A 22,837-nucleotide genomic window follows, 5' to 3' on the forward strand; every position below is an offset into this window, starting at 1 on the left:
GAATTGTTAGAATTTTCAGGGTTTGTGTATTATTCAGTCTTTAATTCTCAAGGTACTTGCAACTTGCGTTGCCAACGCAGAAGGAGGGATTTGAACCCTCGCGCCGCTACTAACGACCTACTCCCTTTCCAGGGGAGCCCCTTCAACCACTTGGGTACTTCTGCTTGGTTGATCTTTTAATCTTTATTCTGTTCAAGACAAATCTCAATGTTTGTCCCAAGCGGAGAGAGTGGGATTCGAACCCACGCGCCCTTTCGGACAAACGGTTTTCAAGACCGCCTCGTTATGACCACTTCGATATCTCTCCAAACGTGCTTTTCTATTTTACAAGATGAAAAGCATTTTGTCAAGAGTTTTTTTTGATTTTTTCAAAAGTTTATTTTCTCTTGTGTGTTGCATCTGCCGTATCAGCGACAGCTCAGTTATAATACCACGCCATTCGACAGATGTCAACACTTTTTTACAATTATTTTTCATTTTTTATATTGAGTCAAAATAGCCTCTGCAACAGCCAGGTCTTCCGGGGTTGTAATCTTAATATTGGTATAGCCGCCTTCAGTCATATGCACCTTAACACCCATCTGGTTTTCCACTATCATACTGTCATCCGTAACACGTCTGCAGTCCTGGGACAGCTGCCGCTGAAATGCCTCCACAATAAGGGGAACCGAAAAAACCTGAGGTGTCTGCGCCTGCCAGATTCTGCTGCGATCCGGAGTATCCAGAATCACACCATTTTCATCCGTCTGCTTAATGGTATCCTTAACCGGCATTCCCACTACACAGGCATCCCATTTTTCTGTATCCTTATATACTCTCTCAATTATATCCTCCGTAATAAAAGGCCTGGCCCCGTCATGAATGAAAACATAACCGTCTCCGGCCGAAGCCCCAGCTTCATTCCGCGAATTTTTCCCGCAAAGAAGACAGAGAGCCTTCCATACACTTTCATAGCGTTCCTTTCCTCCCGGAGCAACTGCTGTTACCTTGGTAATCCCATATGGATGAACCAATTTTTCCCAGCAATATTCAATATGGTCTTTATCAGTAATAAGAATAATCTCATCTATAACAGGAGATGCCTGAAAGGCTTCTAACGAATAGACCACAACAGGCTTATCTCCCAATGTCAGATACTGCTTCGCCACTGCAGTTCCCATTCGGCTGCCTCTTCCTGCCGCCAGTACAACTGCTGTACAGAATTTTTTCATCTATCTCTCCCCCAGTTTCAAATTGGGTACGGCATTAAGATCCCAGCCAGATCTGTTTCCTCGAATATATTCATAATAAGCAGCCGCACCGATCATAGCCGCATTATCTGTACAAAAAACAGGAGATGGATGATAAAATGCAATTCCATTCTCTTCACAGGCCTTTTTCATTGCTGCGCGAAGTGCTGTATTTGATGCCACTCCTCCTGCAATAGCAAGCTTGCTGTATCCGTATTCCTTTGCCGCATGAATAGCACGGCTTACCAGGGAATCCACTACCGAATTCTGGAAAGATGCCACAAGATCCGGTACACAAATCTCTTCACCCGTCATTTTTGCATGATTGATGTGATTCAAAACAGCCGACTTTAAACCACTGAAGCTAAAATCATAGGGTGAATCTGCCACTTTACCCCTTGGGAATTCAATAGCATGGGGATTTCCTTCTTTTGCTACCTTATCAATCTTTGGGCCACCAGGATACCCCAGTCCCACTGCACGGGCCACTTTATCAAAAGCTTCCCCAGCAGCATCATCTCTGGTATGGCCAATAATTTCAAATTCCCCATAATCCTTTACAACTACAAGATGGGTATGTCCTCCTGACACAATCAGACAGATAAATGGTGGTTCCAGATCTTTATTTTCAATAAAATTGGCCGATACATGGCCTTCAATATGGTGAACACCTATAAGTGGCTTTCGGGCTGCATAAGCAATAGCTTTAGCCTCTGCCACTCCTACCAAAAGAGCCCCCACCAGACCTGGACCATATGTCACTCCAATTGCTGTAATATCATCCAGTGTTGTTTCTGCCTCTGCCAATGCCCGCTCTATCACATAATTAATTGCCTTAATATGTTCTCTGGAGGCAATCTCCGGCACCACACCCCCATATACCGTATGGGTTGCTATCTGAGAGGAAATCACATTGGACAGCACTGTACGCCCGTTTTTTACCACGGAAGCTGCCGTTTCATCGCAGGAACTCTCAATTGCAAGTATCAGTACATCTTCTGTATGATTCACGTTCATTTTTCACTCCTCATCAAATTCCAGTTCCATGGTCCACCCGTCTCTTGCAGCCTTAGCCCGCGGAAAAATCTTGCGGACCTCGTCCATATAATCATCCGGACGGGTAAGAGACGGGCTGTAATGGGTCAGCCAGAGCTGTCCCGGTTTCGCCTCTTTCGCCAGAGCAGCTGCCTCATAAAAGGTCATGTGCTTATATTCTCTGGCTTTGGAAGCCTTTTCCTTTTCTCCGTACATGCCCTCACAGATAAAGAGATCTGAACCGGCGGCGTACTCTGCAATCACAGGAACAGGGCGCGTATCCGTACAGTACGTTACCTTGAGTCCCCTGCGGTCGGGCCCCAGAACCATATCCGGTGTAAGCAGGCGGCCTTCGCACTCAATCTCTTCGCCCTTCTGAAGACGGTTCCAGAATTTCTGTGGGATCTGCTGCTCCTTTGCACGTTCTACATCAAAACGGCCTTTTCTGGGAATGCGAATCGTATACCCATAGCAGAGAACATTGTGGTTAACCTTATATGCATCAATGATATAAGGGCCGGCTGTAAGCTGCTGCCTGTTTTCTGTCAGTTCAATCATCCGAAGCTCAAAGGGAAGCTCTGGAGCTATCATACGCAGTGCATTTACTACTCTTTCCAGTCCTCTGGGGCCAATCAGGGTCAGAGGCTCTGTACGCTCTGCGTTACCCATAGTTAAAAGCAGACCCGGAAGACCACTGATATGATCCGCATGGTAATGTGTAAAGCAGATAGTATCAATGGGTTTAGGGCTCCAGCCCTTTTCTTTTAACGCAACCTGTGTTCCCTCTCCGCAGTCAATAAGAAGATTACTGCCGCCGCATCTGGCCATCATGGATGTAAGCCATCGATAGGGCAGGGGCATCATCCCCCCCGTTCCCAGCAAACATATATCAAGCATATTATTTTCCTCATTTTCTATGTCAAGTCGCACCGTTTCGGAACATTTTCACCGTTCCGCAAAACCGGCTTTTTCAAATCATAACACAGATGCAGCCCAATAATCAAGAGCCCTGAGAAAAACGCCCGTCCGGCTTCCTTTTACAGATATTCTGTCTGTTCCTCTATGGAAACAGGAATCCGAAACCTATTTATCACCTGGTCATAACATTCCTCACACAGATCAAAATGATGAACCTGCCCGTCCTTTTCGGAAAAATAATCCCACACATGGTCTATGGATATGGCTCCCTCTCGTATAATCCCTTGGCTCACTGCCAGTTTCTTCCCGCAGCCGTTACAGATCAGTGTCTCTAACTGTCCATTCTTATTGTACTTTTTCATCAATATACCTCGCCTTTCTCTTTCATGATCCTCGCTTCCTTCTTCCGGCCATAATACGCAAAACGGAGAGGAATGTTCGATTCCTCTCCATTATATACACAGGATTCTGTAATTTTAAGTGGGAATTGCTGTATATTTTCCTCCGCAATTCCAAAAGACCAGTCACAAACTGCGGTTCCACATGATCACTGCATCTTCCTCCGGCTCCTGGTAATACTTTTTGCGGACTGCCTCCTGACAGAAACCGTATTCTTCGTAAAGACGCATGGCTCCTACATTACTTTCTCTGACCTCCAGGGAAACAGAGGATGCGCCCTCTTCCCTTGCGGCTGCTAACATGGCTTCCATCAGTTTCCTGCCGACTCCCTGCCTGCGGTATTCTGAAAACACCGCAATCCTCTGCAGTTCTCCCTCATCTGCCAGGACACGCAGAACGCAGTAGCCCGCGATTTCATTTTCACAGGTACATACAAAATATGTATCCAGAGGACTGTTTAAGCCCTCTGCAAGCAGCTTTTCAGACCAGGGCTGAGAAAAACTGCTCTGCTCCAGTGCCGCTGCCCGTAAAAGGTCTCCGGCTTCCATCCGGCGTACCCTCAGATTCTGATTCATAACGACTCCTTTGCTAGCAGAAATGATATTTTTAATAATCTCCCGGAAGCTTTCCGGCAGCGCCCTCTGGCGACAGTTCAGCCTCCCTCTGGCGTTCTGCCTGTGATTTTCTCAGATAATCGGGATTGAATTCTCCGGCAGACACTAAAAACGCACTATGGTATCCGCAGCCGTCGCCCTCTTCCTTCAGAGCAAGGCTTCCAAGCGCTGCCACACTGGCTGCCCTCTGGCGGTTCATCTGAGCCGGAGCAAATTCAAAGGGAACCTTTACCATTTCCTGTATCATTTCCCTATAGGCCGGAACTCCGTCTCCCAGAAAAATCACACGTTCTCCCCTGCGGTTTAATTCTTCCGCCAGATCTCCCATATCCATAGGCTGCTGTTCCATCTGAACATGAATCCCCTGTTCCATCTGATACAGACCCGTATAGACCTGACGGCGTCTGGCATCCATAATCGGGCAGATCAGGCCAGAGGCTCCCCACATATTATATGCCAGAGCATCGACGGTAGGAACATGGATCAGAGGCTTTTTTAATGCCAGTCCAAGGCCCTTGGCAGTGGCCGCACCAATTCTTAAGCCTGTAAATGAACCCGGTCCTCCTGCCACAGCAATGGCGTCAACGGTATTAAGATCCAGCTCCAGAAGCTTTGCCAGCTCATCCAGCATGGGAAGCAGAGTCTGAGAATGGGTCTTTTTAAAGTTGGCCGTATATTCTCCTGTAAGAATATCATCGGTCACAAGAGCCACGCTGGCTACCAGAGATGAACTTTCGATTCCTAACACTCTCATTCTTTCTCCTCCACACGGATTCGTCTGTAGTCGAATCCTTTTTCCATATCCTTTTCTATGGTCACTTCCGTCACATGTTCCGGCAGGATTTCCCGGATCAGCTCCGACCACTCGATCAGTGTCACTCCCTGACCGTAAAAGCAGTCTTCATAGCCGATCTCATCCATTTCGCTGATATCACCAATCCGATATACGTCAAAATGATACAGCGGCAGACGCCCGTCCTCATACTGCTGCACAATGGTAAATGTAGGGCTGTTTACAGGCCCTGCGATGCCAAGACCGGCTGCAAACCCCTGAGTAAACACAGTTTTTCCCACACCCAGGTCACCGTTTAAGCAGATTACCTGTCCGGCCCGGGCCTGCTCTCCCATTTTCACGCCAAGATCATAGGTTTCCTTTGGATCAAATGTTTCAATTACCATCCTTTACCCCTTTCATGGTGAGAGAAATCCGTTTTTTCTCCAGATCCACTGCCAGAATCTTTACATCAACCACATCTCCTACGCTCACTGCGTCCATAGGGTGACGGATGTAGCGGTCTGTCATCTGTGAAATGTGCACCAGCCCGTCCTGATGGACACCGATATCCACAAAGGCTCCAAAATCAATTACATTGCGTACTGTTCCCTTTAATACCATGCCGGCTTTTAAATCCTTCATTTCCAGAATATCGCTGCGCAGAACCGGCCTTGGCATCTCATCTCTGGGATCTCTGGCCGGTTTTTCCAGCTCGCCCGCAATGTCTCTGAGCGTGATTTCTCCAACTCCCACTTCCTCTGCCATTTTCTTATAGTCACGGATTTTTCGGCTGATACCGGGAATTCCTCCACGCGCCAGCTCCTCTTCCCTGTATCCAAGGCTCTGTAAAATGGCCTTAGCTGCGCCATAGCTTTCCGGATGGACACTGGTACCGTCTAAGGGTTCCGCTCCCCCTGTAATACGCATAAAGCCTGCGCACTGTTCAAAAGCCTTAGGCCCCAGCTTGGCTACCTTTAAAAGCTGCTTTCTGCTCTTAAATGCGCCGTTTTCCTCACGGTACGCCACAATGTTTTTTGCCAGCGTCTTATTGATGCCTGAAACGTATTCCAAAAGGGAGGCAGATGCGGTATTTATGTCCACACCTACCCTGTTTACACAGTCTTCTACCACACCCTCTAAGGCAGCTCCCAGCTTTTTCTGATTCATATCATGCTGATACTGGCCTACGCCAATGGATTTGGGGTCAATCTTTACCAGCTCCGCCAGAGGATCCTGCAGGCGGCGGGCAATGGACACTGCACTTCTCTGGCCCACATCAAATGCCGGAAATTCCTCTGTGGCAAGTTTGCTGGCAGAATATACGGAAGCTCCGGCCTCATTTACGATCACATACTTCACCGGCTCCTTGATTTCCTTTAACAGTTCCACTATTACCTGCTCCGATTCTCTGGAAGCTGTACCGTTTCCTACCGATATCAGGGAAATGTTGTATTTGTGGATCATTTCCTTTAAAATCTTCTTTGATTCCTCTACCTTATTCTGAGGCGCTGTGGGATAGATTACAATGGTATCCAACACCTTTCCCGTGCTGTCTACAACTGCCAGCTTGCAGCCTGTACGGAAGGCCGGATCCCAGCCTAAAACCACACGGCCTGTAATGGGAGGCTGCATCAGAAGCTGCTCTAAATTCTTTCCAAAAACACGGATTGCTCCGTCCTCTGCCTTTTCTGTGATCTCACTGCGGATTTCACGCTCTATGGAAGGTCCTGTCAGACGGTCATAGCTGTCCTTCACCACCGCCTTTAACACCGGAGTGGTATATGGATTATTCTTTACGATCACCTGCTTTTCCAGATATCCCATGATCTGATCCACAGGAGGAATCACCTTTACTGTAAGGATTTTTTCGCTTTCTCCCCGGTTTAACGCCAGAATTCTATGGCCCGCAGCCTTTTTTACAGGCTCCTCATAATTATAATAGGTCTCATAAACGGACTTTACCTTCTCATCCTTTGCACTGGACTGAAGAAGTCCCTTATTCATCGTTATATTACGGATCCAGGTGCGGTACCCCGGATGATCGGAAATCCGCTCCGCCAGAATATCCATGGCACCCTGAATGGCAGCTTCCGGCGATTCCACTCCCTTTTCCTCTGAAACATAGGAAGCCGCTGTCTCTTCAAGAGGTTCCTTCGCCTCCTGTAAAAAAATCAGGTCTGCCAACGGCTCCAGCCCCTTCTCACGGGCAATCATCGCTCTTGTGCGACGCTTTGGCTTATAGGGGCGGTATAAATCCTCCACTGCTACCAGGGTAGCTGCACTGCGGATCTGCTGCTCCAGTCCAGGCGTCATCTTTCCCTGATCTGTAATCGTGGCGATCACCTGGTTTTTGCGGTCTTCCAGTCCCCGCAGATATCTTAAACGTTCATCCAGAGCACGCAGGATCTCATCATTTAAGGAACCTGTGGCCTCCTTGCGGTATCTGGCAATAAACGGAATGGTATTTCCTTCATCGATCAGCTTTACGGCAGCCTCTGCCTGATGGCGGCCGATCTGTAATTCTTCGGCCAGTGTTTTTATAATATCCATTAATTTTCCTCGCTGTCTTTATTCTCTCAGTAACTGTTTTATTATAATTCATCCTGCCTTCTTATGCAAGACTCACCAGGATGTGACACTGGACAGGATGATTTTTTCATGTTAGAATAAGCCATGTTGACTATCACTATCTCAAAGAAAGGCTATTGCATTTAATATCATGAACAATATCTATAAAAAACAAAAGAATGCACCTGCTCCCTCGGAGAAATTTGCCGTATGCTCTCTGATCTGCGGTATCATCGGCGTTGTCTTAAGCCTGTTTTATCTGCCTGTTTCTCTTTTAATCGGCGGTAATTATCCTGCAGGCCTGATCTGCGGCGCAGGCGGCATTGTCCTGGCCCTTATGGCCCGGAATGCAGATCCCAGCCCCCGCAAAACCCTTCCGCCCAAGGCCATTGCCGGAATCCTTTTAAGCGGTTTTGCTATTATGCTGACCTTTTTCTTTTTCTCTCAGCTGATCCAGTTTTATGATCTGCTGCGCGATCCGGTGAAGGGTCCACAGATCAATCAGTTCCTCTACCAGTTCCAGCAGCGCCTTATGGAACAGCTCCAACAGGCACAGCCTCCGGTACACTGATTTTTAAAAATGTTTAAAAAAACTTCTGCCGTTTTCACATTGGCAGAAGTTTTTATTATCTGTATTCAACTCTACATCATAGCCCGGATGGTCTGTTTGATTCCAAAATCCGAGTGTGCCTCTGCAAGCGCATCATAGGCCGCTACAGCCTGTCGGAACGCGCCCTCCTCCATCTCCGGGGTGAGAACGGCAAATTCATCCATTCCGTAAAGCTCGATGACTTCCGTATGGCCGAAAATACGCCTGATATCCTGTTCCTTATTGCGGAAGGAACCTGCCAAACGGACAAAGTAACGAAAACGCATATTCTCCATTGGCTCTATGGTCTGCTTTTCATTTCCCCATCCCATAGGAACATTTTTCTTCAGGTTCTGAGCAGCCTCAATGATATCTGCAATCACTGCGCTGGCTGTAGGGAGCTTTCCCGCTCCGCTGCCGTAAAACATAGACACGCCAAGCATATTTCCGCGGACCATAATACCGTTAAATACGTCTCTTACTCCATATAGAGGATGACTGCTGTTTATCATTACCGGAGCCACATAGGCACTTACCTTTCCGTCTCTGATGCGGCTGGTGCCGAACAGCTTTATGGAAACGCCCATTTTCTCCGCATATTTAAAATCAACATCTGTGATCTTTGTAATTCCTTCTGTGTAGATATCCTGATAATCCACCTCTTTGCCTGCAGCCATGGCTGTAAGAATGGCAATCTTGCGGCAGGTGTCATAGCCTTCTACGTCCGCCTCCGGATTGCGCTCCGCATATCCCAGATTTTGAGCCTCTCTTAAAGCATTTTCAAAAGTATCTCCCTCTTTATCCATCTTTGTGAGAATATAGTTGGTCGTACCGTTTAAAATGCCCGTAATCTCCTCAATGCGTTCTCCCATCAGACAATGATACAGAGGACGGATAATAGGGATTCCGCCTCCCACGCTGGCCTCAAAAAAGAAATTTACCTTCTTTTTTCGCGCAATGGCAAGAAGTTCTGTGCCGTGAGCAGCTACCAGAGCCTTATTGGAAGTAACAACATGCTTTCCTGCCATCAGGCAGGCCTTTACAAACGGATACGCCGGATTTAGACCTCCCATGGTTTCCACCACGATCTGAATCTCCGGATCCTCTTCAATGAGCTTAAACTCATGGATCACCTTATCTGCGATGGGGCTGTCGGGAAACTCCCGCAGATCCAGCACATACTTCAGCTCTATCTCCTGCCCTGCCTGTGCAGCGATCACATCCCGATTTTCTGCCAGAATCTCCGTCACACCGGAGCCAATAGTTCCATATCCCATTACTGCTGTCTTAATCATAATCCTCTGCTCCCTGCCTTTTTATACTTCTCCCTGAAAATACAGGCCTATTCTCTTGCCAATATTTTTACATAATGGATTCCATTTAGATTTTCAAGCTCCTCGATCATACCGGAAACATTTCCCGTATTCTCGCGGATCTCTACACTAAGCGTCAGCGTAGCCACTCCATTTACAGGAATACTCTGATGGATTGTCAGAATATTGGCCCGGTAAACAGCAACTACATGAAGAAGGTCGCTTAAAAGCCCCTGTTCATCATCCATCTGTACCACCAGAGTGATGGTCTTTCCCTTCGTATTATCATAAAAAGGAAAAATATCATCCTTGTACTTGTAGAAGGAGCTGCGGCTGATCCCCACCTTGTCTGTGGCCTCCTGAACTGTAATCGCGCGTTCGCTTTCAAGGAGCTTCTTCGCCTCCACCACCTTTAAAAGTACCTCAGGAACAGCTTTCTGCTTCACCACAAAATACTTGCTTTTGTCTTCCATGTACTCTTGTCTTCCTTCCTTTTTTGTGTCCGCATCAGATGTACATATGTACCCACGTGGAAGATGGTATCATATTTTCCATAGAAATGCAACTGTTTTTCTCCGGAATTTAAATGAAGTCAGAAAAAAGCCGGACTATTGCCCGGCTTTTCCAGTATTATTCTCTGTTTTTAATCTTCTGTGCGTGAATTCCGATCTGGACATCCCAGACTCATCCAGCGCAGGTAAGCACTGATAAAGGGATCCAGTCCACCGTCCAGCACGGCGTCTACGTTGCCCGTTTCCTCTCCGGTGCGCAGATCCTTTACCATGGTATAAGGCTGGAGCACATAGGAACGGATCTGGCTTCCCCAACCGTTGTCCTTTACGTCTCCGCGGATACCTGCAGCCTTAGCTGCCTGCTCCTCCTGGCGCAGCATATACAGCTTTGCCTTTAACATCTGCATAGCCTTATCCTTATTCTGGAACTGGGAACGCTCATTCTGACAGGTTACCACAATTCCGGTGGGATAATGAGTAATACGGATAGCTGAAGATGTTTTATTGATATGCTGTCCGCCGGCACCGCTGGAACGGTAGGTATCGATACGGATATCATCGGGATTGATCTCAATATCAATATCTTCTTTGATATCCGGCATCACATCACAGGATACAAAGGATGTCTGGCGTTTTCCCGCCGCATTGAAGGGAGAAATGCGCACTAAGCGGTGGACTCCGTGCTCGGAACGCAGATAACCGTAGGCATTGTCTCCGCTGATCTGGATGGTAACAGACTTAATGCCCGCCTCATCGCCGTCCAGATAATCCAGAACTTCTAACTTAAATCCCTTTTTCTCTGCCCAGCGGCAGTACATACGGTACAGCATACTGCACCAGTCACAAGACTCTGTGCCTCCGGCTCCCGCATTCAGACGCAGGATCGCGTCATAGCTGTCATACTCGCCAGAAAGAAGGAGCTTCATCCGCATTTTTTCCAGAGTTTCTGTAAAATGATCCAGCATCTCCTGGATATCCGGGATCACAGAAGGGTCATTTTCCTCATACCCCATCTGGATCATAACCTGAATATCCTCATACTCCTGCTCCAGCTCGCGGAAGGTTCCCACCTCATCCTTTAAATTCTTTGCTTCTCTCACCAGTCTGGTGGAACGGTCGGGATCATCCCAGAACCCCGGCTCCTCCATCGACCGGTCTAATTCGTTGATTCGTCTGACCTTGTTATCCAGGTCAAAGTGAATCCCTCACTTCCACTAATGGTTTGTCATACGTTGATAACGTATATTTGAAATTATCTAACTCAACCACAGCTTCACCCGCTTTCTTTTTATATTTTAATGGCAACTATTCAGTTCTCCCATCGGAGGAATAGTTACTTTTGATCATTTATAAATGACTGCGCACTATTTAATGCGTCCGCAGCACTGCTTATACTTCTTGCCGGAGCCGCAGGGACAGGGATCATTCGGATAGATCTTCTGCTCAGCTCTCTTCTGGGGCGCTACAGGAACCGCATCCTTATTGGTACCTGTCACCTTGGCAGCAGGCTCGCGCTCTACCTTCTGCTCTACGCGGATATGGAACAGGATGCGAACAGTCTCCTCCTGAATGGAAGCCATCATAGCTTCATACATTTCATAGCCCTGCATCTTATATTCAACCACCGGATCTCTCTGACCGTATGCCTGAAGGCCGATGCCCTCGCGGAGAGCGTCCATGTCATCCAGATGAGCCATCCACTTATTGTCAATTACCTTTAAAAGGACTACGCGCTCGATCTCACGGATCTGCTCGGCATCCGGATACTCTGCCTCCTTTGTTTCATACAGCTTAATGGCAGCTTCCTTGATGCTGTGCTTTAATTCATTTTTCTTCATGGACTTCTTCTGCTCATCCGTAAGCACCACCGGCTTTAAGGGAATCACAGGGAGAAGAAGGCTGTTTAATTCCTTTAAATCCCACTTATCCGGAGTCTGATCATCTGCAATGGACATATCCACGGCATTTTCTACGATCTCTGTGATCATCTTAAGAATCAGATCGCGCATATTGTCGCCGTCCAGCACCTTACGGCGCTCCTGATAAATAACCTCTCGCTGCTCATTGTTCACCTCATCGAACTTTAAGAGCTGCTCACGGATACCGTAGTTATTGCCCTCGATCTTCATCTGTGCCTTCTCAATGGCATTTGACAGCATCTTGTGCTCAATCTGCTCGCCCTCCGGCACGCCCATGGCCTCAAACATATGCATCAGACGGTCTGAACCGAAGAGACGCAGCAGGTCATCCTCCAGAGACAGATAGAATCTGGACTCACCCGGATCGCCCTGACGGCCGGAACGGCCGCGGAGCTGATTATCAATACGGCGGGACTCATGGCGCTCGGTACCGATGATCTTTAAGCCGCCCAGAGCCTTTGACTCGTCATCCAGCTTAATATCCGTACCACGGCCAGCCATATTCGTAGCAATAGTAACGGAGCCGTGGATACCTGCATCTGCCACGATCTCGGCCTCAAGCTCATGGAATTTAGCGTTAAGGACTTTATGAGGAATGCCTCTCTTTGTGAGCATCTTGCTTAAAAGCTCAGAAGTTTCAATGGTAATGGTACCAACCAATACAGGCTGTCCCTTTTCATGGGCTTTTACCACCTCATCTACAACTGCTTTGTATTTTTCCTTCTTTGTCTTGTATACCGCATCATCCAGATCCTTACGCTGAACGGGACGGTTAGTTGGAATAGCAATGGCATCCATGCCATAGGTATTGCGGAATTCTTTCTCCTCCGTAAGAGCAGTACCGGTCATACCTGCCTTCTTATTGAACTTGTTGAAGAAATTCTGGAAGGTGATGGTAGCCAGTGTACGGCTTTCACGGCGCACATTTACATGCTCCTTTGCCTCGATTGCCTGATGAAGTCCGTCGGAATAGCGGCGGCCCGGCATGATACGTCCTGTAAACTCATCTACGATCAGTACCTCATCGTCCTTTACCACGTAATCCTTATCTCTGAACATCAGGTTATTGGCGCGCAGAGCCAGAATGATATTGTGCTGGATCTCCAGATTTTCCGGATCTGCAAGGTTATCAATGTGGAAATATTCCTCTACCTTTTTCACACCCTGCTCCGTAAGGTTTACTACCTTATCCTTCTCATCAACTACGAAATCGCCGGTCTCCTCAATCTCCTCACCCATAATGGCATCAATCTTGGAAAATTCCTTGGAAACCGTTCCGCGCTCCAGCTGACGGGCCAGTACATCGCAGACCTCATAAAGCTTTGTGGATTTTCCGCTCTGTCCGGAAATGATCAGAGGGGTTCTCGCCTCGTCGATCAGCACAGAGTCCACCTCATCGATAATACAGTAGTCCAGATCGCGGAGCACCAGCTGCTCCTTGTAAATGGCCATATTGTCACGAAGGTAGTCAAATCCCAGCTCGTTATTTGTCACATAGGTAATGTCGCAGGCGTATGCCTCCTTGCGCTGGGCGCTGTTCATGTCATTTAAAACCACGCCTACACTCAGTCCCAGGAAACGATGTACCTGGCCCATCCACTCTGCATCTCGCTTTGCCAGATAGTCATTAACGGTTACGATCTGTACACCTTTTCCGGCCAGCGCATTTAAATAAGCAGGACAGGTGGATACCAGCGTCTTTCCCTCTCCTGTACGCATCTCGGCAATACGGCCCTGATGAAGTACAATACCACCGATGAGCTGTACAGGGAAATGCTCCATATTCAGCGTTCTTCTTGCAGCCTCCCGCACAGTAGCAAATGCCTCCGGCAGAAGATCATCCAGTGTTTCGCCCTTTGCCAGTCTTTCTTTAAAAATCCGGGTCTGGTCGCGCAGCTCTTCGTCTGACTTTGCCATCATCTCAGAACGCAGTCCCTCAATCTTGGCAACGATCGGCCGGATCATCTTAAGTTCTCTTTCACTATGAGTCCCGAACAGTTTCTCAATTACGTTCATGGTCTACTCTCCTAACTTCTTCCTTATATAAAAGTCTATACTCTCCCAAACTGCGGCTGTCGTGCCGGGAAAGCTGCTGTCTGTTTATAATCTGTCTGAAAATACTCTCTATTCCCTGATAAATGCACGCAGTATGCTATGATATAATCCAATATATTGTATCACCAGACGCTGATTTATTCAACTCATTCATAAAAAATTTACATTTCCCGGCAATCAGCCTCCCCGGTACTGCGAAGCATCCTGTTTTCCCCTCCGTTCCTGTACATTCCTGCCCTTTTAACAATATGCACAAACCACACGTTCGTTCCTTCTTCTATCCACATTATCCACAGTTATCCACACACATTTCCCCCAAAGTTATCCACACCTCATTTTCCTTTTATTTTCGTTGTTTTTTACTTATGCACCGACTTATCCACATTATCCACAAGTTTATAAGTCCCCGCTTTTACCAATTTTCTTTCCATTTCAGATCCTGTTTTTTTGTACACATCTGATAAATTTACACGTTTTTTACATTTTTTCTGCTTTTCCTCTTGACATTTATAAGCCTGCCCTATTAGTAATTCAATATTCTGCTTATGAATCCCAAAAACAATTTTTATAAAAAATTTATAGTAATTATTAGTCAATTTATCGTATTATGATTGTAATTTCACAACAAATATGTTATAATATGCATATCTCAGAAAAAGGAGTTGATTTTATGCGTTATACCATTACAGGAAGAAACATCGAGGTAACTCCAGGCTTGAAAGCTGCCGTTGAAAAGAAGATCGGCAAGCTGGAACATTTCTTTACTCCCGACACAGAAGTGTTCGTTGCGCTCAGCGCCCAAAAGGATATCCAGAAAATTGAGGTCACTATCCCTGTAAAGGGAAATACCATCCGTGCGGAAGAATCCAGCACTGATATGTATGTATCCATCGATCTGGTAGAGGAGATCATTGAACGCCAGATCCGCAGATATAGGAAGAAACTCATTGACAAAAAGCAGGCGGCCCTGTCCTTCTCTCAGAATTTCATTGAAGAAGAAGAGGAAGTTCCATATGACGATGAGATCCAGATTGTTAAAACAAAGAAATTTGCCGTAAAACCTGTCAATCCCGAAGAAGCCTGCCTCCAGATGGAAATGCTGGGACATAACTTCTATGTTTTCTTAAATTCCGAAACCGATCAGGTAAACGTAGTGTACAAACGTAAAAATGGTACATATGGCCTGATTGAACCAGAGTTTTAAATGCAATAAAAGGCCGGTCCTTCCAACGCGGAGGATCGGCCTTTTATTATGCTGCAAGATATTCCTGTCTAATTTTAAAATCTATGGATCAGTCAAAAAAGCTCACTGCCTTGCAGGGGGTTCTGTAGTTAGCAGACGCATAGCAGATACCTGTAGCGGGATTGCTGGAATGGATGATCTTTCCATCTCCCACATAAATCCCCACATGATTGATATAATCGCCGCTTGCATAGAACAAAAGATCTCCCGGCTGCACCTGATCGACCGGAATCGTCTTTCCCTTGCCAGCCTGTTCTCTGGAACTTCTGCCTGTATTGATACCGAAATGAGAAAATACACTCATGACAAAGCCAGAGCAGTCTGCACCGTTTGTAAGGCTTGTACCGCCATAAACATAGGGGTTTCCAAGAAACTGCTTGGCATAGGCAACTACTGCGTTGCGGGAGGCAGATACGACCTTGGAACTGTCCTTTTCTCCCGGACTGTCAGGTTCTTTATTGGAAGACTCCTCAGGTTTTGCAATCGTAGGCGCCGCCACATTCTGCTGAGTTCCCTTTTCTGGATTCGCCTCAATAATCGGGATCCCGGAACCATTTTTAGAAGCAGAAGCAAACTGTGCGGACTTCTGCTCTGTTTTCGCTTCCTCCAACGCCTGAATGGCAGCATCCGCTTCTTTCTGAGCCTGGGCCTTTTCCTCTGCCTGGGCCTTTTCTTCCTCCGAAGAAACAGCTTCCTTAAATTCCACCTCTGTCTCTATGTACTCGCTGGATACATAGCCTTCCAGATCCGTATCCACTGCCACCTTTACAAAGCTTCCCTCCTGTCCCACAACAGAGCATCTGGCGCCTTCTCCCAGAAGAGTTAAGGTCTTTCCATTTAAATCCGGTGTTGCCCGCAGACGGACGGTAGCAGCGCCTTTTATAATTCCATAGGTATGTCCCACTTCCTTTGCCCTGGCAGCTGCAGCCTCGCCGGTAACAAAATACTCTGCCTTGATATAACCGGTAACGGAGCCGGAACGGATCTTATACCATTTTCCGCCCTCACCGTCTACCGTTTCCAGAATCTCGGCGGCACAGTCATTTTGTATCTTTCCCGTGACAGCGCTGGTTGTATTGGCCTCTGTGCGGATATTTACCGATCCGCTTACCTTTGATACCGCAATATTGTCATAATTGGGTGCGGCAAGGACGGTAAATGCCCCTGCCAGCGTACACAGGCTGCTGATGATCAGTACCTTCTTCCATTTTTTCATCTGAATACATCCTCCTAATGCGCCGTAAGATAGCGCTCTGCACTGGTCACCGCGTTTGCTCCGTCTGCTGCAGCTGTGACGATCTGCCTTAACAGTTTGGTTCTCACATCTCCTGCTGCGAAAATGCCGGGAACAGACGTAACTCCGTCCTCTCCCGCCTTAATATAACCGTGATCCATGTCCACCAGACCTTCAAATGCACGGCTTTCCGGTGAAATACCCACAGCAATAAATACACCCTGAAGGGCAAGCTCGCTCTTCTCTCCGGTCTTTACATTGGTTATCTTCAGACATTCTACAGAGCCTTCTCCCTCAATGGAATCGGCTACTGTATCCCAGAGGATCTCTACATTTTCCTGCGCAAACAAACTTTCCTGAAGGCTCTTTGCTGCTCTGAGTTCATTTCTTCTGTGAATGAGATACACCTTGCTGCACATACGCGCCAGAAAAATAGCGTCCTCTACTGCCACATCGCCTCCGCCGATAACTGCTGTTACCTTATTGCGGAAAAAAGCCCCGTCACAGGTTGCGCAGTAAGATACACCCGCTCCTCCAAGCTCCTCCTCTCCGGGAATCCCAAGTTTTCTGTGAATGGCTCCTGTAGCCAATATCACTGCCCTTGCCTCATAGATGCCGCCAGAGCAGACTACTCTTTTAACCGGGCCATCCTCTACGGAAATCACCTCATCCTCCTTAAACAGAGCTCCCAGGCGGTCTGCATGCTCTCTGAACTTCAGTCCCAGATCGTAGCCGCCGATTCCGGGAAGGCCGGGATAATTATCTACTTCATAGGTAGTAAGCACCTGTCCACCGCTTACCATGGCTTTTTCCAAAATCAATGTGTTCAGCCGTGCTCTCTGCGCGTATACAGCTGCTGCCAGCCCTGCGGGGCCGGAGCCGATGATGATCAGATCGTATAATTGAGTCATATTTTCTATTCCTTATCTTATTAATTGGTCTACAGTTGGACATTTTTTTACATATTACCTATTATTATAACACAAATTACAAATCTGTTACAGAAAAAATTTCTTACAATTCCTGTACACGCATCTGATGATGTTAAAATGGCGTTATCCCATTGGAAACTAAAATGGGATACATGGTTTTCCCTGCCAAAATATGATATAATAGGGTAAGATTTGGAAAGGATGGTTTTGCGTATGGCAAGAAAAACAGTACTGGTCACCGGAGCATCCCGTGGCATCGGGAAAGCAATCGCAGTCAAATTTGCAAAAAAGGGATATAATGTAGCCATAAGCTGTGTGCACAGCAAAGAACGTCTTTTGCAGACGCAAAAGGAAATCCAGAGCTATCAGGTGCCCTGTCTGGCCTATATGGGAGATATGGGCGATATGAAATGCTGTGAAGAATGGTTTGAACAGGTAAAAAAACAGTTTGGAGGAGCAGACATTCTGATCAACAATGCCGGTATCGCCTATATCGGTCTCCTTCAGGATATGAGTACAGAGGACTGGGAAAAAATGCTCCATGTCAATCTGACCTCTGTCTTTAACTGCTGTAAACTGGCAATTCCTTATATGGTCCGTCAAAAACAGGGTAAAATAGTAAACATTTCTTCTGTATGGGGTCTTGCAGGGGCTTCCTGCGAAACCGCCTACTCAGCTACAAAAGGTGGAGTCAACGCATTTACAAAGGCGCTCGCCAAGGAGCTGGCCCCCAGCGGTATCCAGGTCAATGCCGTAGCCTGCGGAGCCATTGACACAGAGATGAACCAGTGGCTGGAAGAAGAGGAGCTGATTTCCCTGGTAGAAGAAATCCCGGCCGGCCGCCTGGGACGGGCAGAAGAGGTAGCTGACCTGGTGTACCATCTCAGCTATAAAGACTCCTATCTTACCGGACAGGTAATCGGTTTGGACGGCGGCTGGATTTAGAAGCCTTACATTTTCTCCTATTTCATTTTCCTTACAAAAGCTTACAAAAGGCTTACATGCATTGACCTTGGAGTTACTCCAGGGTATAAACTCTTGGTATAAGGAATTAATCCTCAGTCCCGATGTGAAATCGGAGATTGTAATCATAAGAAACAGGAGGAATGAATTTTATGAAGAAGCGTTTCGCTATTGTAACTCTGTCTCTTGCCCTTGCAGCAGGCAGCGCCATGACATCTTTTGCAGCAGGTTTTGTAGGAACAAAAGATGGTGTAAAATACCAGTGGGGCGACGGAGCCTACTGCACTAATAACTGGGTACAGTACAAAAACCACTGGTTCTTTTTCGGCAACGATCAGTTGATGCGTACCGGATGGATCCAGAGAGACGGTACCTGGTATTATGCAGCCGATACCGGCGAGCTTCAGGGCGGCATCATGAAAATCAATGGAAATGTATATTACTTTGACAACAACAGCTGTAAAATGCAGACAGGTGTACGCAATTACAACGGCGTAAACCATGAGTTTACTGAAAACGGCACAACTGACGGCGGCCCATACGTTTATACCGAGTGGAACAGCAATGGTACCATCCGCAGAGGAACTAAGTTTGGGGTGCGCTGATCGGCTTAAAATGAATCATATGAATGCAGGAACCGCTGGAGATCGATTTTGATTTCTGGCGGTTTGTTTTATTATATAATCCTGTCTTTGACAGTTGTTAGAAGAAAAAAATCGCTGTATCCCTTGATTTTACGCTGATAAGGAAGTATTCACAACAACTTATCACTAACGCTGACAGACAGGTTTCTGGTACAGTTCCTCTCTCGTTCTTGCATATAAGGAAACCTGCCGTCCCTCTTGATGCTTTCATTATTGTGGATTCATCAATCCCACGCATCTGCCCCTTACTTACCCGCCCAAGATAGCGGATCACGCATACCTTGTCGCAGGTGTCGAGCTGTTCTGCCAATACCATAGAAGATTTTGCCAGTCCCTTTGCTTTACAGAGGAAGAAATGCGTTGGCTGCTTTCGCTTCTTCTCAATTTTCGATGTCAGCGGAGCAATCGTGATCGTCGGCGCATAATAATTGCCGACATCGTTCTGAAGAACCACAACAGGACGAACACCGCTCTGCTTTGATCCAACCGGAACACCGAGATTGGCGAGATATAAATCACCTCGCCGATAAAACCAGTTTTCTTTTATTTGCTGTTTTCTCCAATCTCCATACACTGATATGGATAAAGCCTGCCAGGTATCATACTGATACAGCACCCAGCAGTGCTTTCTGAAAATATGGTTTATCTGTACTTTTTCTTATCCCCCCAGAGATGTAGAATTTCTCACAGGCGGCAAGTGTGCTTCACTGCTCCATTGGAATTTGACCATCCCGCCTTCCTTATGGCCGGACCGCGAATTACGGAAGTATCATTGTCCCTGTCTGGTTTTAACACCACCGCCGGTTGCAATCCGGCATTTGCTTCTGCGAAACCGCTATCGCCCCGAAGGGCTTCATGGCGTGCAGTCGAAGGTTCGACCAAACAGGAATGTATCTGAAGAATGAGTATTCAGTTTTCAAGGGACATCCGGACTTTTGTCCTTACAAAGTAAGTTTAACAAGAATCCTCCGATTTCGTGTTGGCCTTGTAGGCGCACTTTGGTTGTCCTTGCAGGACTACCTGCGGTTCGTTTTGACTTTTCAGTGTTCTATACAGCCGGATTGAGGCAAAAAAATACCCCGTTGGTTTCCCAACGAGTCACATGATTGTTGCTGCTCTCTAACCTGTTTCCAAAGTCATCTAAAACAAAAACGGACAGCGTATCATGTGATTCATTCCACACAATACGCTGGCTATTCGTTTCTCTTACTGCTTGTACCGCAGCATACCATTTTTTAGTTCAATAAATTTTCCGTCAAAGATTTCCTGCAACACCTGCCTGCATGGTATCCGTTGCAATCTTCTGACCTCAGACGCTTCCATTACGCGGAAAGTGGTTTGATGATGATCCTGATAAAATGCAATGAGTGATTCAATGTACGGCTCGGCATCGGCAAGTGTCCAGTTTGATTCTTCTTTTAAGCGTGAGAATACTGATACCAGACTGATGCACCTTCTGAACGACCCCCTCGCGTTTCGTTAGGGGGCCTCTGCAATGGCGTTTCACTGCGGCGTAGGAATTCACATACCCCAACGCTTTTGCCACGTCACTTGCACAGAAGAATGTCTTGCCCGCCTCCTGCAACACGCGGATCGAACCAAACTCCTGGTTCTCAAACACCTCCATCATCTGCCTCGACAGTCCGCCATGACTGCCCACATCGGTGTCATGGGTCTTCTGATTGAAATCCGTCATACCTGTTTACCTCCTACTCAAATTTGTCTCGCCGGCTTTCGGGCGAAAAAAATAGAGCCTCGACCCATTCTCGTTTTCAAAGAATGAGCCAAGGTTCTATGTAACAGGATACCTGATATTATTTTTTTGCAGAATTCGTCAGAACTCGCCAAACGACCCTGACACTGTTTTTCATTCCATTTCAGCCGGATTTTTACCAAAAATCCGTCAAGGATATGGGGCTAATTTCCCCTCCAAAATGGCCTTCTGTAAACCCATCAAAATGGGCTAATTTGAAGTCAAATTTCCTCAAATTTCACCATCGGAATCAGGTGATTTCAGGCATAGAAAAAGCCCGGAAAATAGCGTATTCCCGGGCTTTTTTAGCATTTTTAAGTTGTAGATTATCGCTTGCTGAACTGAGGAGCGCGACGTGCAGCCTTTAAGCCGTACTTCTTTCTTTCCTTCATTCTTGGGTCTCTTGTTAAGTAGCCTGCTTTCTTCAGAACAGGTCTGTAATCAGCGTCAGCCTGAAGAAGAGCTCTGGAGATGCCGTGACGGATTGCACCAGCCTGTCCGGTTGTACCGCCGCCGCGAACGTTTACTAATACGTCAAACTTATCAGTAGTCTCTGTAGCTACTAATGGCTGACGAACGATCAGCTTTAAGGTCTCAAGACCAAGATACTCATCGATATCTCTCTTGTTGATAGTGATCTTACCAGTACCTGGTACTAAATATACTCTGGCGATGGATTTCTTTCTTCTGCCTGTTCCGTAAAATTTTGCGCTAGCCATGATACTTTCTTCCTCCAATCCTCATTAAAATGTTAAAACTTCTGGTTTCTGTGCTGCCTGCTCGTGGTTCGGGCCTGCATATACATGAAGCTTTGTGATCATGCTTCTTCCCAGAGGTCCCTTTGGAAGCATACCCTTAACTGCTAACTCTACAACCTTCTCAGGCTTCTTAGCCATCATCTCGCGAAGAGTAGTCTCTCTCATGCCGCCTACATAATCAGAGTGATTGTAGTAGATCTTCTGATCTAACTTCTTGCCTGTAACCTTTACCTTGTCAGCGTTTACAACAATTACGTAATCGCCGCAGTCCATGTGTGGAGTAAAGATCGGCTTGTTCTTTCCTCTTAAAACCTTAGCAATCTCAGATGATAAACGTCCTAATGTATATCCTGTAGCGTCAACTACATACCATTTTCTCTCAATTGTCGCTGGACTAGCCATAAAACTCTTCATTGGTCAACCTCCTGTTAATCTCAACCTGTTATATATGGGGTGCTTGTACCCCTGCTATATGTGATAAATATGGGAAGTATTTATCAATGAAATGCTCCGCTCCGGGGCTTTGGATGAGCATTTACCCTCAATGTCACAGTTTCTTATTATATAATATCTGAATGTTTGTGTCAACCGCTTTTTTGCAGGTTTTCCGCGGTTTTCAGGCTTTTCCTGCGTTTTCTTCATATTCCATCCCAATCAATGTAAGTCCTCTGGCCGGAGCAGTCGGACCTGCCGCAGCCCGGTCTCTGGCGTTTAGGATATCCTCGATCTGATCTGGCGGAATATGTCCCATTCCCACACTGATAAGTGTTCCCGCAATAATGCGTACCATATTGTAAAGGAAACCGTTTCCACAGATGCGGATAGTGATCATTCCATCCTCTGTACGGCTTAGGCTGATCTCATAGATGGTCCGGACAGTGTCCTTTACCTGGGTTCTTACATTGCAGAAGCTTTTAAAATCATGTTCTCCCACTAACAGGACAGCTGCCTGCTGCATTTTTTCAAGATCCAGATCAAAATAACAGAAATGGGAATACAGGCGTTCTGTTGGAAGCTCTATTTTCCTGTTTAAGATCTTATATTCATATGTCTTTACACAGCTGCATCGTCTGGGATGCCAGTCTGGCGCTACCGTCTCAGAAGACTGAACACGTATATCCTCCGGCAGCCGCTGGTTTAAGGCAAAGCAGATCTTATCCGCAGGCATCCTGTGGCTTGTGTCAAAAACAGCCACATTTCCTCTGGCATGGACGCCAGAGTCGGTCCGGCTGGCTCCGATAACCTGAATGGGTTCGCCCAAAAGCTCTGTCAGTGTTTCATTTAATACCTGTTCAATGGTAACGGCTCCCGGCTGCAGCTGCCAGCCGTGATAAGCGGTTCCGTCATATGCCACCCGAAGGCGGACACGCTTTGTCATAGTATT

23 protein-coding genes and 2 tRNA genes are annotated in these 22,837 nt (G+C 46.8%); 4 read left to right on the forward strand and 21 right to left on the reverse strand.

The annotated features are described in order from the left end of the window. Positions 1-75: 75 nt before the first annotated feature. The 10 genes from WKT10_RS04000 to WKT10_RS04045 all read right to left on the reverse strand — a co-directional run bounded on the left by WKT10_RS04000 (position 76) and on the right by WKT10_RS04045 (position 7,520). A tRNA-Ser gene (locus WKT10_RS04000) sits at positions 76-164 on the reverse strand. A 57-nt stretch (positions 165-221) separates the two neighbouring features. Beyond that, positions 222-307: transfer RNA gene (locus tag WKT10_RS04005), tRNA-Ser, on the reverse strand. Positions 308-473: 166 nt separating this feature from the next. Further along, on the reverse strand, positions 474-1,211 hold the full coding sequence (ispD, locus tag WKT10_RS04010) for a 2-C-methyl-D-erythritol 4-phosphate cytidylyltransferase (RefSeq protein WP_337433761.1): 738 nt from the start codon (positions 1,209-1,211) through the stop codon (positions 474-476). After that, positions 1,212-2,246 carry a tRNA (adenosine(37)-N6)-threonylcarbamoyltransferase complex transferase subunit TsaD gene (gene tsaD, locus WKT10_RS04015; protein ID WP_340275612.1) on the reverse strand — a complete coding sequence of 345 codons (1,035 nt, stop codon included), beginning with the start codon at positions 2,244-2,246 and terminating at the stop codon, positions 1,212-1,214. A 3-nt stretch (positions 2,247-2,249) separates the two neighbouring features. Next, positions 2,250-3,161: a ribonuclease Z gene (locus WKT10_RS04020; protein ID WP_317439543.1), complete on the reverse strand. Its 912-nt coding sequence runs from the start codon at positions 3,159-3,161 to the stop codon at positions 2,250-2,252. Positions 3,162-3,301: 140 nt separating this feature from the next. After that, the gene (locus WKT10_RS04025) at positions 3,302-3,544 is read right to left on the reverse strand and encodes a hypothetical protein (protein ID WP_340275616.1); all 243 of its coding nucleotides are present in this window, start codon (positions 3,542-3,544) and stop codon (positions 3,302-3,304) included. Positions 3,545-3,706: 162 nt separating this feature from the next. Then, complete coding sequence (rimI, locus tag WKT10_RS04030) at positions 3,707-4,156, reverse strand: ribosomal protein S18-alanine N-acetyltransferase (RefSeq protein WP_066549965.1); 450 nt, start codon at positions 4,154-4,156, stop codon at positions 3,707-3,709. A gap of 31 nt (positions 4,157-4,187) precedes the next feature. Continuing rightward, positions 4,188-4,949, reverse strand: a complete 762-nt coding sequence (tsaB, locus tag WKT10_RS04035) for a tRNA (adenosine(37)-N6)-threonylcarbamoyltransferase complex dimerization subunit type 1 TsaB (protein ID WP_317439545.1) — start codon at positions 4,947-4,949, stop codon at positions 4,188-4,190. Beyond that, the gene (tsaE, locus tag WKT10_RS04040) at positions 4,946-5,374 is read right to left on the reverse strand and encodes a tRNA (adenosine(37)-N6)-threonylcarbamoyltransferase complex ATPase subunit type 1 TsaE (RefSeq protein WP_317439546.1); all 429 of its coding nucleotides are present in this window, start codon (positions 5,372-5,374) and stop codon (positions 4,946-4,948) included. Before tsaE ends, tsaB begins: the two co-directional genes overlap by 4 nt. Further along, positions 5,364-7,520, reverse strand: coding sequence for a Tex family protein (locus tag WKT10_RS04045; protein WP_066549973.1), 2,157 nt, complete (start codon positions 7,518-7,520; stop codon positions 5,364-5,366). Before WKT10_RS04045 ends, tsaE begins: the two co-directional genes overlap by 11 nt. 169 nt (positions 7,521-7,689) lie before the next feature. On the opposite strand from WKT10_RS04045, the gene WKT10_RS04050 reads away from it, so the two are divergent. Continuing rightward, positions 7,690-8,109 carry a hypothetical protein gene (locus tag WKT10_RS04050; protein ID WP_066549977.1) on the forward strand — a complete coding sequence of 140 codons (420 nt, stop codon included), beginning with the start codon at positions 7,690-7,692 and terminating at the stop codon, positions 8,107-8,109. A gap of 71 nt (positions 8,110-8,180) precedes the next feature. Here the strand turns inward: WKT10_RS04050 and WKT10_RS04055 are convergent, their stop codons facing one another. From WKT10_RS04055 to secA, 4 genes are all read right to left on the reverse strand, one after another. Beyond that, positions 8,181-9,422 (reverse strand): homoserine dehydrogenase, encoded by a 1,242-nt coding sequence (locus tag WKT10_RS04055; protein WP_066549985.1) that lies wholly within the window; start codon positions 9,420-9,422, stop codon positions 8,181-8,183. 47 nt (positions 9,423-9,469) lie between these two features. After that, the gene (locus WKT10_RS04060) at positions 9,470-9,913 is read right to left on the reverse strand and encodes an ACT domain-containing protein (RefSeq protein WP_066549988.1); all 444 of its coding nucleotides are present in this window, start codon (positions 9,911-9,913) and stop codon (positions 9,470-9,472) included. Positions 9,914-10,083: 170 nt separating this feature from the next. Continuing rightward, positions 10,084-11,221, reverse strand: a protein-coding gene (gene prfB / locus WKT10_RS04065) for a peptide chain release factor 2 (protein WP_096807437.1) whose coding sequence is annotated in 2 segments (ribosomal slippage) — positions 10,084-11,145 and positions 11,147-11,221 — 1,137 coding nt in all. Because the reading frame shifts where the segments join, the coding sequence is not laid out codon by codon here. Positions 11,222-11,316: 95 nt separating this feature from the next. After that, on the reverse strand, positions 11,317-13,887 hold the full coding sequence (gene secA, locus WKT10_RS04070; RefSeq protein WP_340275621.1) for a preprotein translocase subunit SecA: 2,571 nt from the start codon (positions 13,885-13,887) through the stop codon (positions 11,317-11,319). 709 nt (positions 13,888-14,596) lie between these two features. On the opposite strand from secA, the gene hpf reads away from it, so the two are divergent. Further along, complete coding sequence (gene hpf, locus WKT10_RS04075; protein WP_066549996.1) at positions 14,597-15,130, forward strand: ribosome hibernation-promoting factor, HPF/YfiA family; 534 nt, start codon at positions 14,597-14,599, stop codon at positions 15,128-15,130. Positions 15,131-15,218: 88 nt separating this feature from the next. Here hpf and WKT10_RS04080 read toward each other — a convergent pair whose 3' ends face one another. Then, on the reverse strand, positions 15,219-16,385 hold the full coding sequence (locus WKT10_RS04080) for a C40 family peptidase (protein WP_296039000.1): 1,167 nt from the start codon (positions 16,383-16,385) through the stop codon (positions 15,219-15,221). A 14-nt stretch (positions 16,386-16,399) separates the two neighbouring features. Further along, positions 16,400-17,314 (reverse strand): thioredoxin-disulfide reductase, encoded by a 915-nt coding sequence (gene trxB / locus WKT10_RS04085; protein WP_066550005.1) that lies wholly within the window; start codon positions 17,312-17,314, stop codon positions 16,400-16,402. Between the two features lie 234 nt (positions 17,315-17,548). Here trxB and ymfI point away from each other — a divergent pair, with 234 nt between their 5' ends. Then, positions 17,549-18,280: an elongation factor P 5-aminopentanone reductase gene (ymfI, locus tag WKT10_RS04090; RefSeq protein ID WP_066550009.1), complete on the forward strand. Its 732-nt coding sequence runs from the start codon at positions 17,549-17,551 to the stop codon at positions 18,278-18,280. Positions 18,281-18,450: 170 nt separating this feature from the next. Then, complete coding sequence (locus tag WKT10_RS04095) at positions 18,451-18,903, forward strand: hypothetical protein (RefSeq protein ID WP_296039004.1); 453 nt, start codon at positions 18,451-18,453, stop codon at positions 18,901-18,903. A gap of 97 nt (positions 18,904-19,000) precedes the next feature. Here the strand turns inward: WKT10_RS04095 and WKT10_RS04100 are convergent, their stop codons facing one another. From WKT10_RS04100 to truA, 5 genes are all read right to left on the reverse strand, one after another. Then, positions 19,001-19,558, reverse strand: a complete 558-nt coding sequence (locus tag WKT10_RS04100; RefSeq protein WP_445292990.1) for a type II toxin-antitoxin system PemK/MazF family toxin — start codon at positions 19,556-19,558, stop codon at positions 19,001-19,003. A gap of 756 nt (positions 19,559-20,314) precedes the next feature. Then, positions 20,315-20,638, reverse strand: coding sequence for a BRO family protein (locus WKT10_RS04105; protein WP_340275627.1), 324 nt, complete (start codon positions 20,636-20,638; stop codon positions 20,315-20,317). A 383-nt stretch (positions 20,639-21,021) separates the two neighbouring features. Beyond that, entirely contained in the window at positions 21,022-21,414 is a 393-nt protein-coding gene (gene rpsI / locus WKT10_RS04110) for a 30S ribosomal protein S9 (RefSeq protein WP_066550017.1), read from the reverse strand. A gap of 24 nt (positions 21,415-21,438) precedes the next feature. Next, positions 21,439-21,867 (reverse strand): 50S ribosomal protein L13, encoded by a 429-nt coding sequence (gene rplM / locus WKT10_RS04115; RefSeq protein WP_066550019.1) that lies wholly within the window; start codon positions 21,865-21,867, stop codon positions 21,439-21,441. A gap of 202 nt (positions 21,868-22,069) precedes the next feature. Continuing rightward, entirely contained in the window at positions 22,070-22,831 is a 762-nt protein-coding gene (truA, locus tag WKT10_RS04120) for a tRNA pseudouridine(38-40) synthase TruA (RefSeq protein WP_340275630.1), read from the reverse strand. Between the last annotated feature and the right edge of the window lie 6 nt (positions 22,832-22,837).

Origin of the sequence: Enterocloster sp. HCN-30185 (assembly GCF_037890305.1) — a bacterium.
GTDB lineage: Bacteria > Bacillota > Clostridia > Lachnospirales > Lachnospiraceae > Enterocloster.

What these genes read in the sequence shown, in the direction of transcription:
- hpf (WP_066549996.1), top strand. Translation starts at nt 14,597, where the DNA reads ATGCGTTATACCATTACAGGAAGAAACATCGAGGTAACTCCAGGCTTG.
- tsaE (WP_317439546.1), bottom strand. Translation starts at nt 5,374, where the DNA reads ATGGTAATTGAAACATTTGATCCAAAGGAAACCTATGATCTTGGCGTG.
- WKT10_RS04055 (WP_066549985.1), bottom strand. Translation starts at nt 9,422, where the DNA reads ATGATTAAGACAGCAGTAATGGGATATGGAACTATTGGCTCCGGTGTG.
- ispD (WP_337433761.1), bottom strand. Translation starts at nt 1,211, where the DNA reads ATGAAAAAATTCTGTACAGCAGTTGTACTGGCGGCAGGAAGAGGCAGC.
- rpsI (WP_066550017.1), bottom strand. Translation starts at nt 21,414, where the DNA reads ATGGCTAGCGCAAAATTTTACGGAACAGGCAGAAGAAAGAAATCCATC.
- truA (WP_340275630.1), bottom strand. Translation starts at nt 22,831, where the DNA reads ATGACAAAGCGTGTCCGCCTTCGGGTGGCATATGACGGAACCGCTTAT.
- trxB (WP_066550005.1), bottom strand. Translation starts at nt 17,314, where the DNA reads ATGACTCAATTATACGATCTGATCATCATCGGCTCCGGCCCCGCAGGG.
- WKT10_RS04045 (WP_066549973.1), bottom strand. Translation starts at nt 7,520, where the DNA reads ATGGATATTATAAAAACACTGGCCGAAGAATTACAGATCGGCCGCCAT.
- WKT10_RS04095 (WP_296039004.1), top strand. Translation starts at nt 18,451, where the DNA reads ATGAAGAAGCGTTTCGCTATTGTAACTCTGTCTCTTGCCCTTGCAGCA.
- rimI (WP_066549965.1), bottom strand. Translation starts at nt 4,156, where the DNA reads ATGAATCAGAATCTGAGGGTACGCCGGATGGAAGCCGGAGACCTTTTA.
- WKT10_RS04050 (WP_066549977.1), top strand. Translation starts at nt 7,690, where the DNA reads ATGAACAATATCTATAAAAAACAAAAGAATGCACCTGCTCCCTCGGAG.
- WKT10_RS04105 (WP_340275627.1), bottom strand. Translation starts at nt 20,638, where the DNA reads ATGACGGATTTCAATCAGAAGACCCATGACACCGATGTGGGCAGTCAT.
- WKT10_RS04025 (WP_340275616.1), bottom strand. Translation starts at nt 3,544, where the DNA reads ATGAAAAAGTACAATAAGAATGGACAGTTAGAGACACTGATCTGTAAC.
- rplM (WP_066550019.1), bottom strand. Translation starts at nt 21,867, where the DNA reads ATGAAGAGTTTTATGGCTAGTCCAGCGACAATTGAGAGAAAATGGTAT.
- tsaB (WP_317439545.1), bottom strand. Translation starts at nt 4,949, where the DNA reads ATGAGAGTGTTAGGAATCGAAAGTTCATCTCTGGTAGCCAGCGTGGCT.
- tsaD (WP_340275612.1), bottom strand. Translation starts at nt 2,246, where the DNA reads ATGAACGTGAATCATACAGAAGATGTACTGATACTTGCAATTGAGAGT.
- WKT10_RS04060 (WP_066549988.1), bottom strand. Translation starts at nt 9,913, where the DNA reads ATGGAAGACAAAAGCAAGTATTTTGTGGTGAAGCAGAAAGCTGTTCCT.
- WKT10_RS04020 (WP_317439543.1), bottom strand. Translation starts at nt 3,161, where the DNA reads ATGCTTGATATATGTTTGCTGGGAACGGGGGGGATGATGCCCCTGCCC.
- secA (WP_340275621.1), bottom strand. Translation starts at nt 13,887, where the DNA reads ATGAACGTAATTGAGAAACTGTTCGGGACTCATAGTGAAAGAGAACTT.
- ymfI (WP_066550009.1), top strand. Translation starts at nt 17,549, where the DNA reads ATGGCAAGAAAAACAGTACTGGTCACCGGAGCATCCCGTGGCATCGGG.
- WKT10_RS04080 (WP_296039000.1), bottom strand. Translation starts at nt 16,385, where the DNA reads ATGAAAAAATGGAAGAAGGTACTGATCATCAGCAGCCTGTGTACGCTG.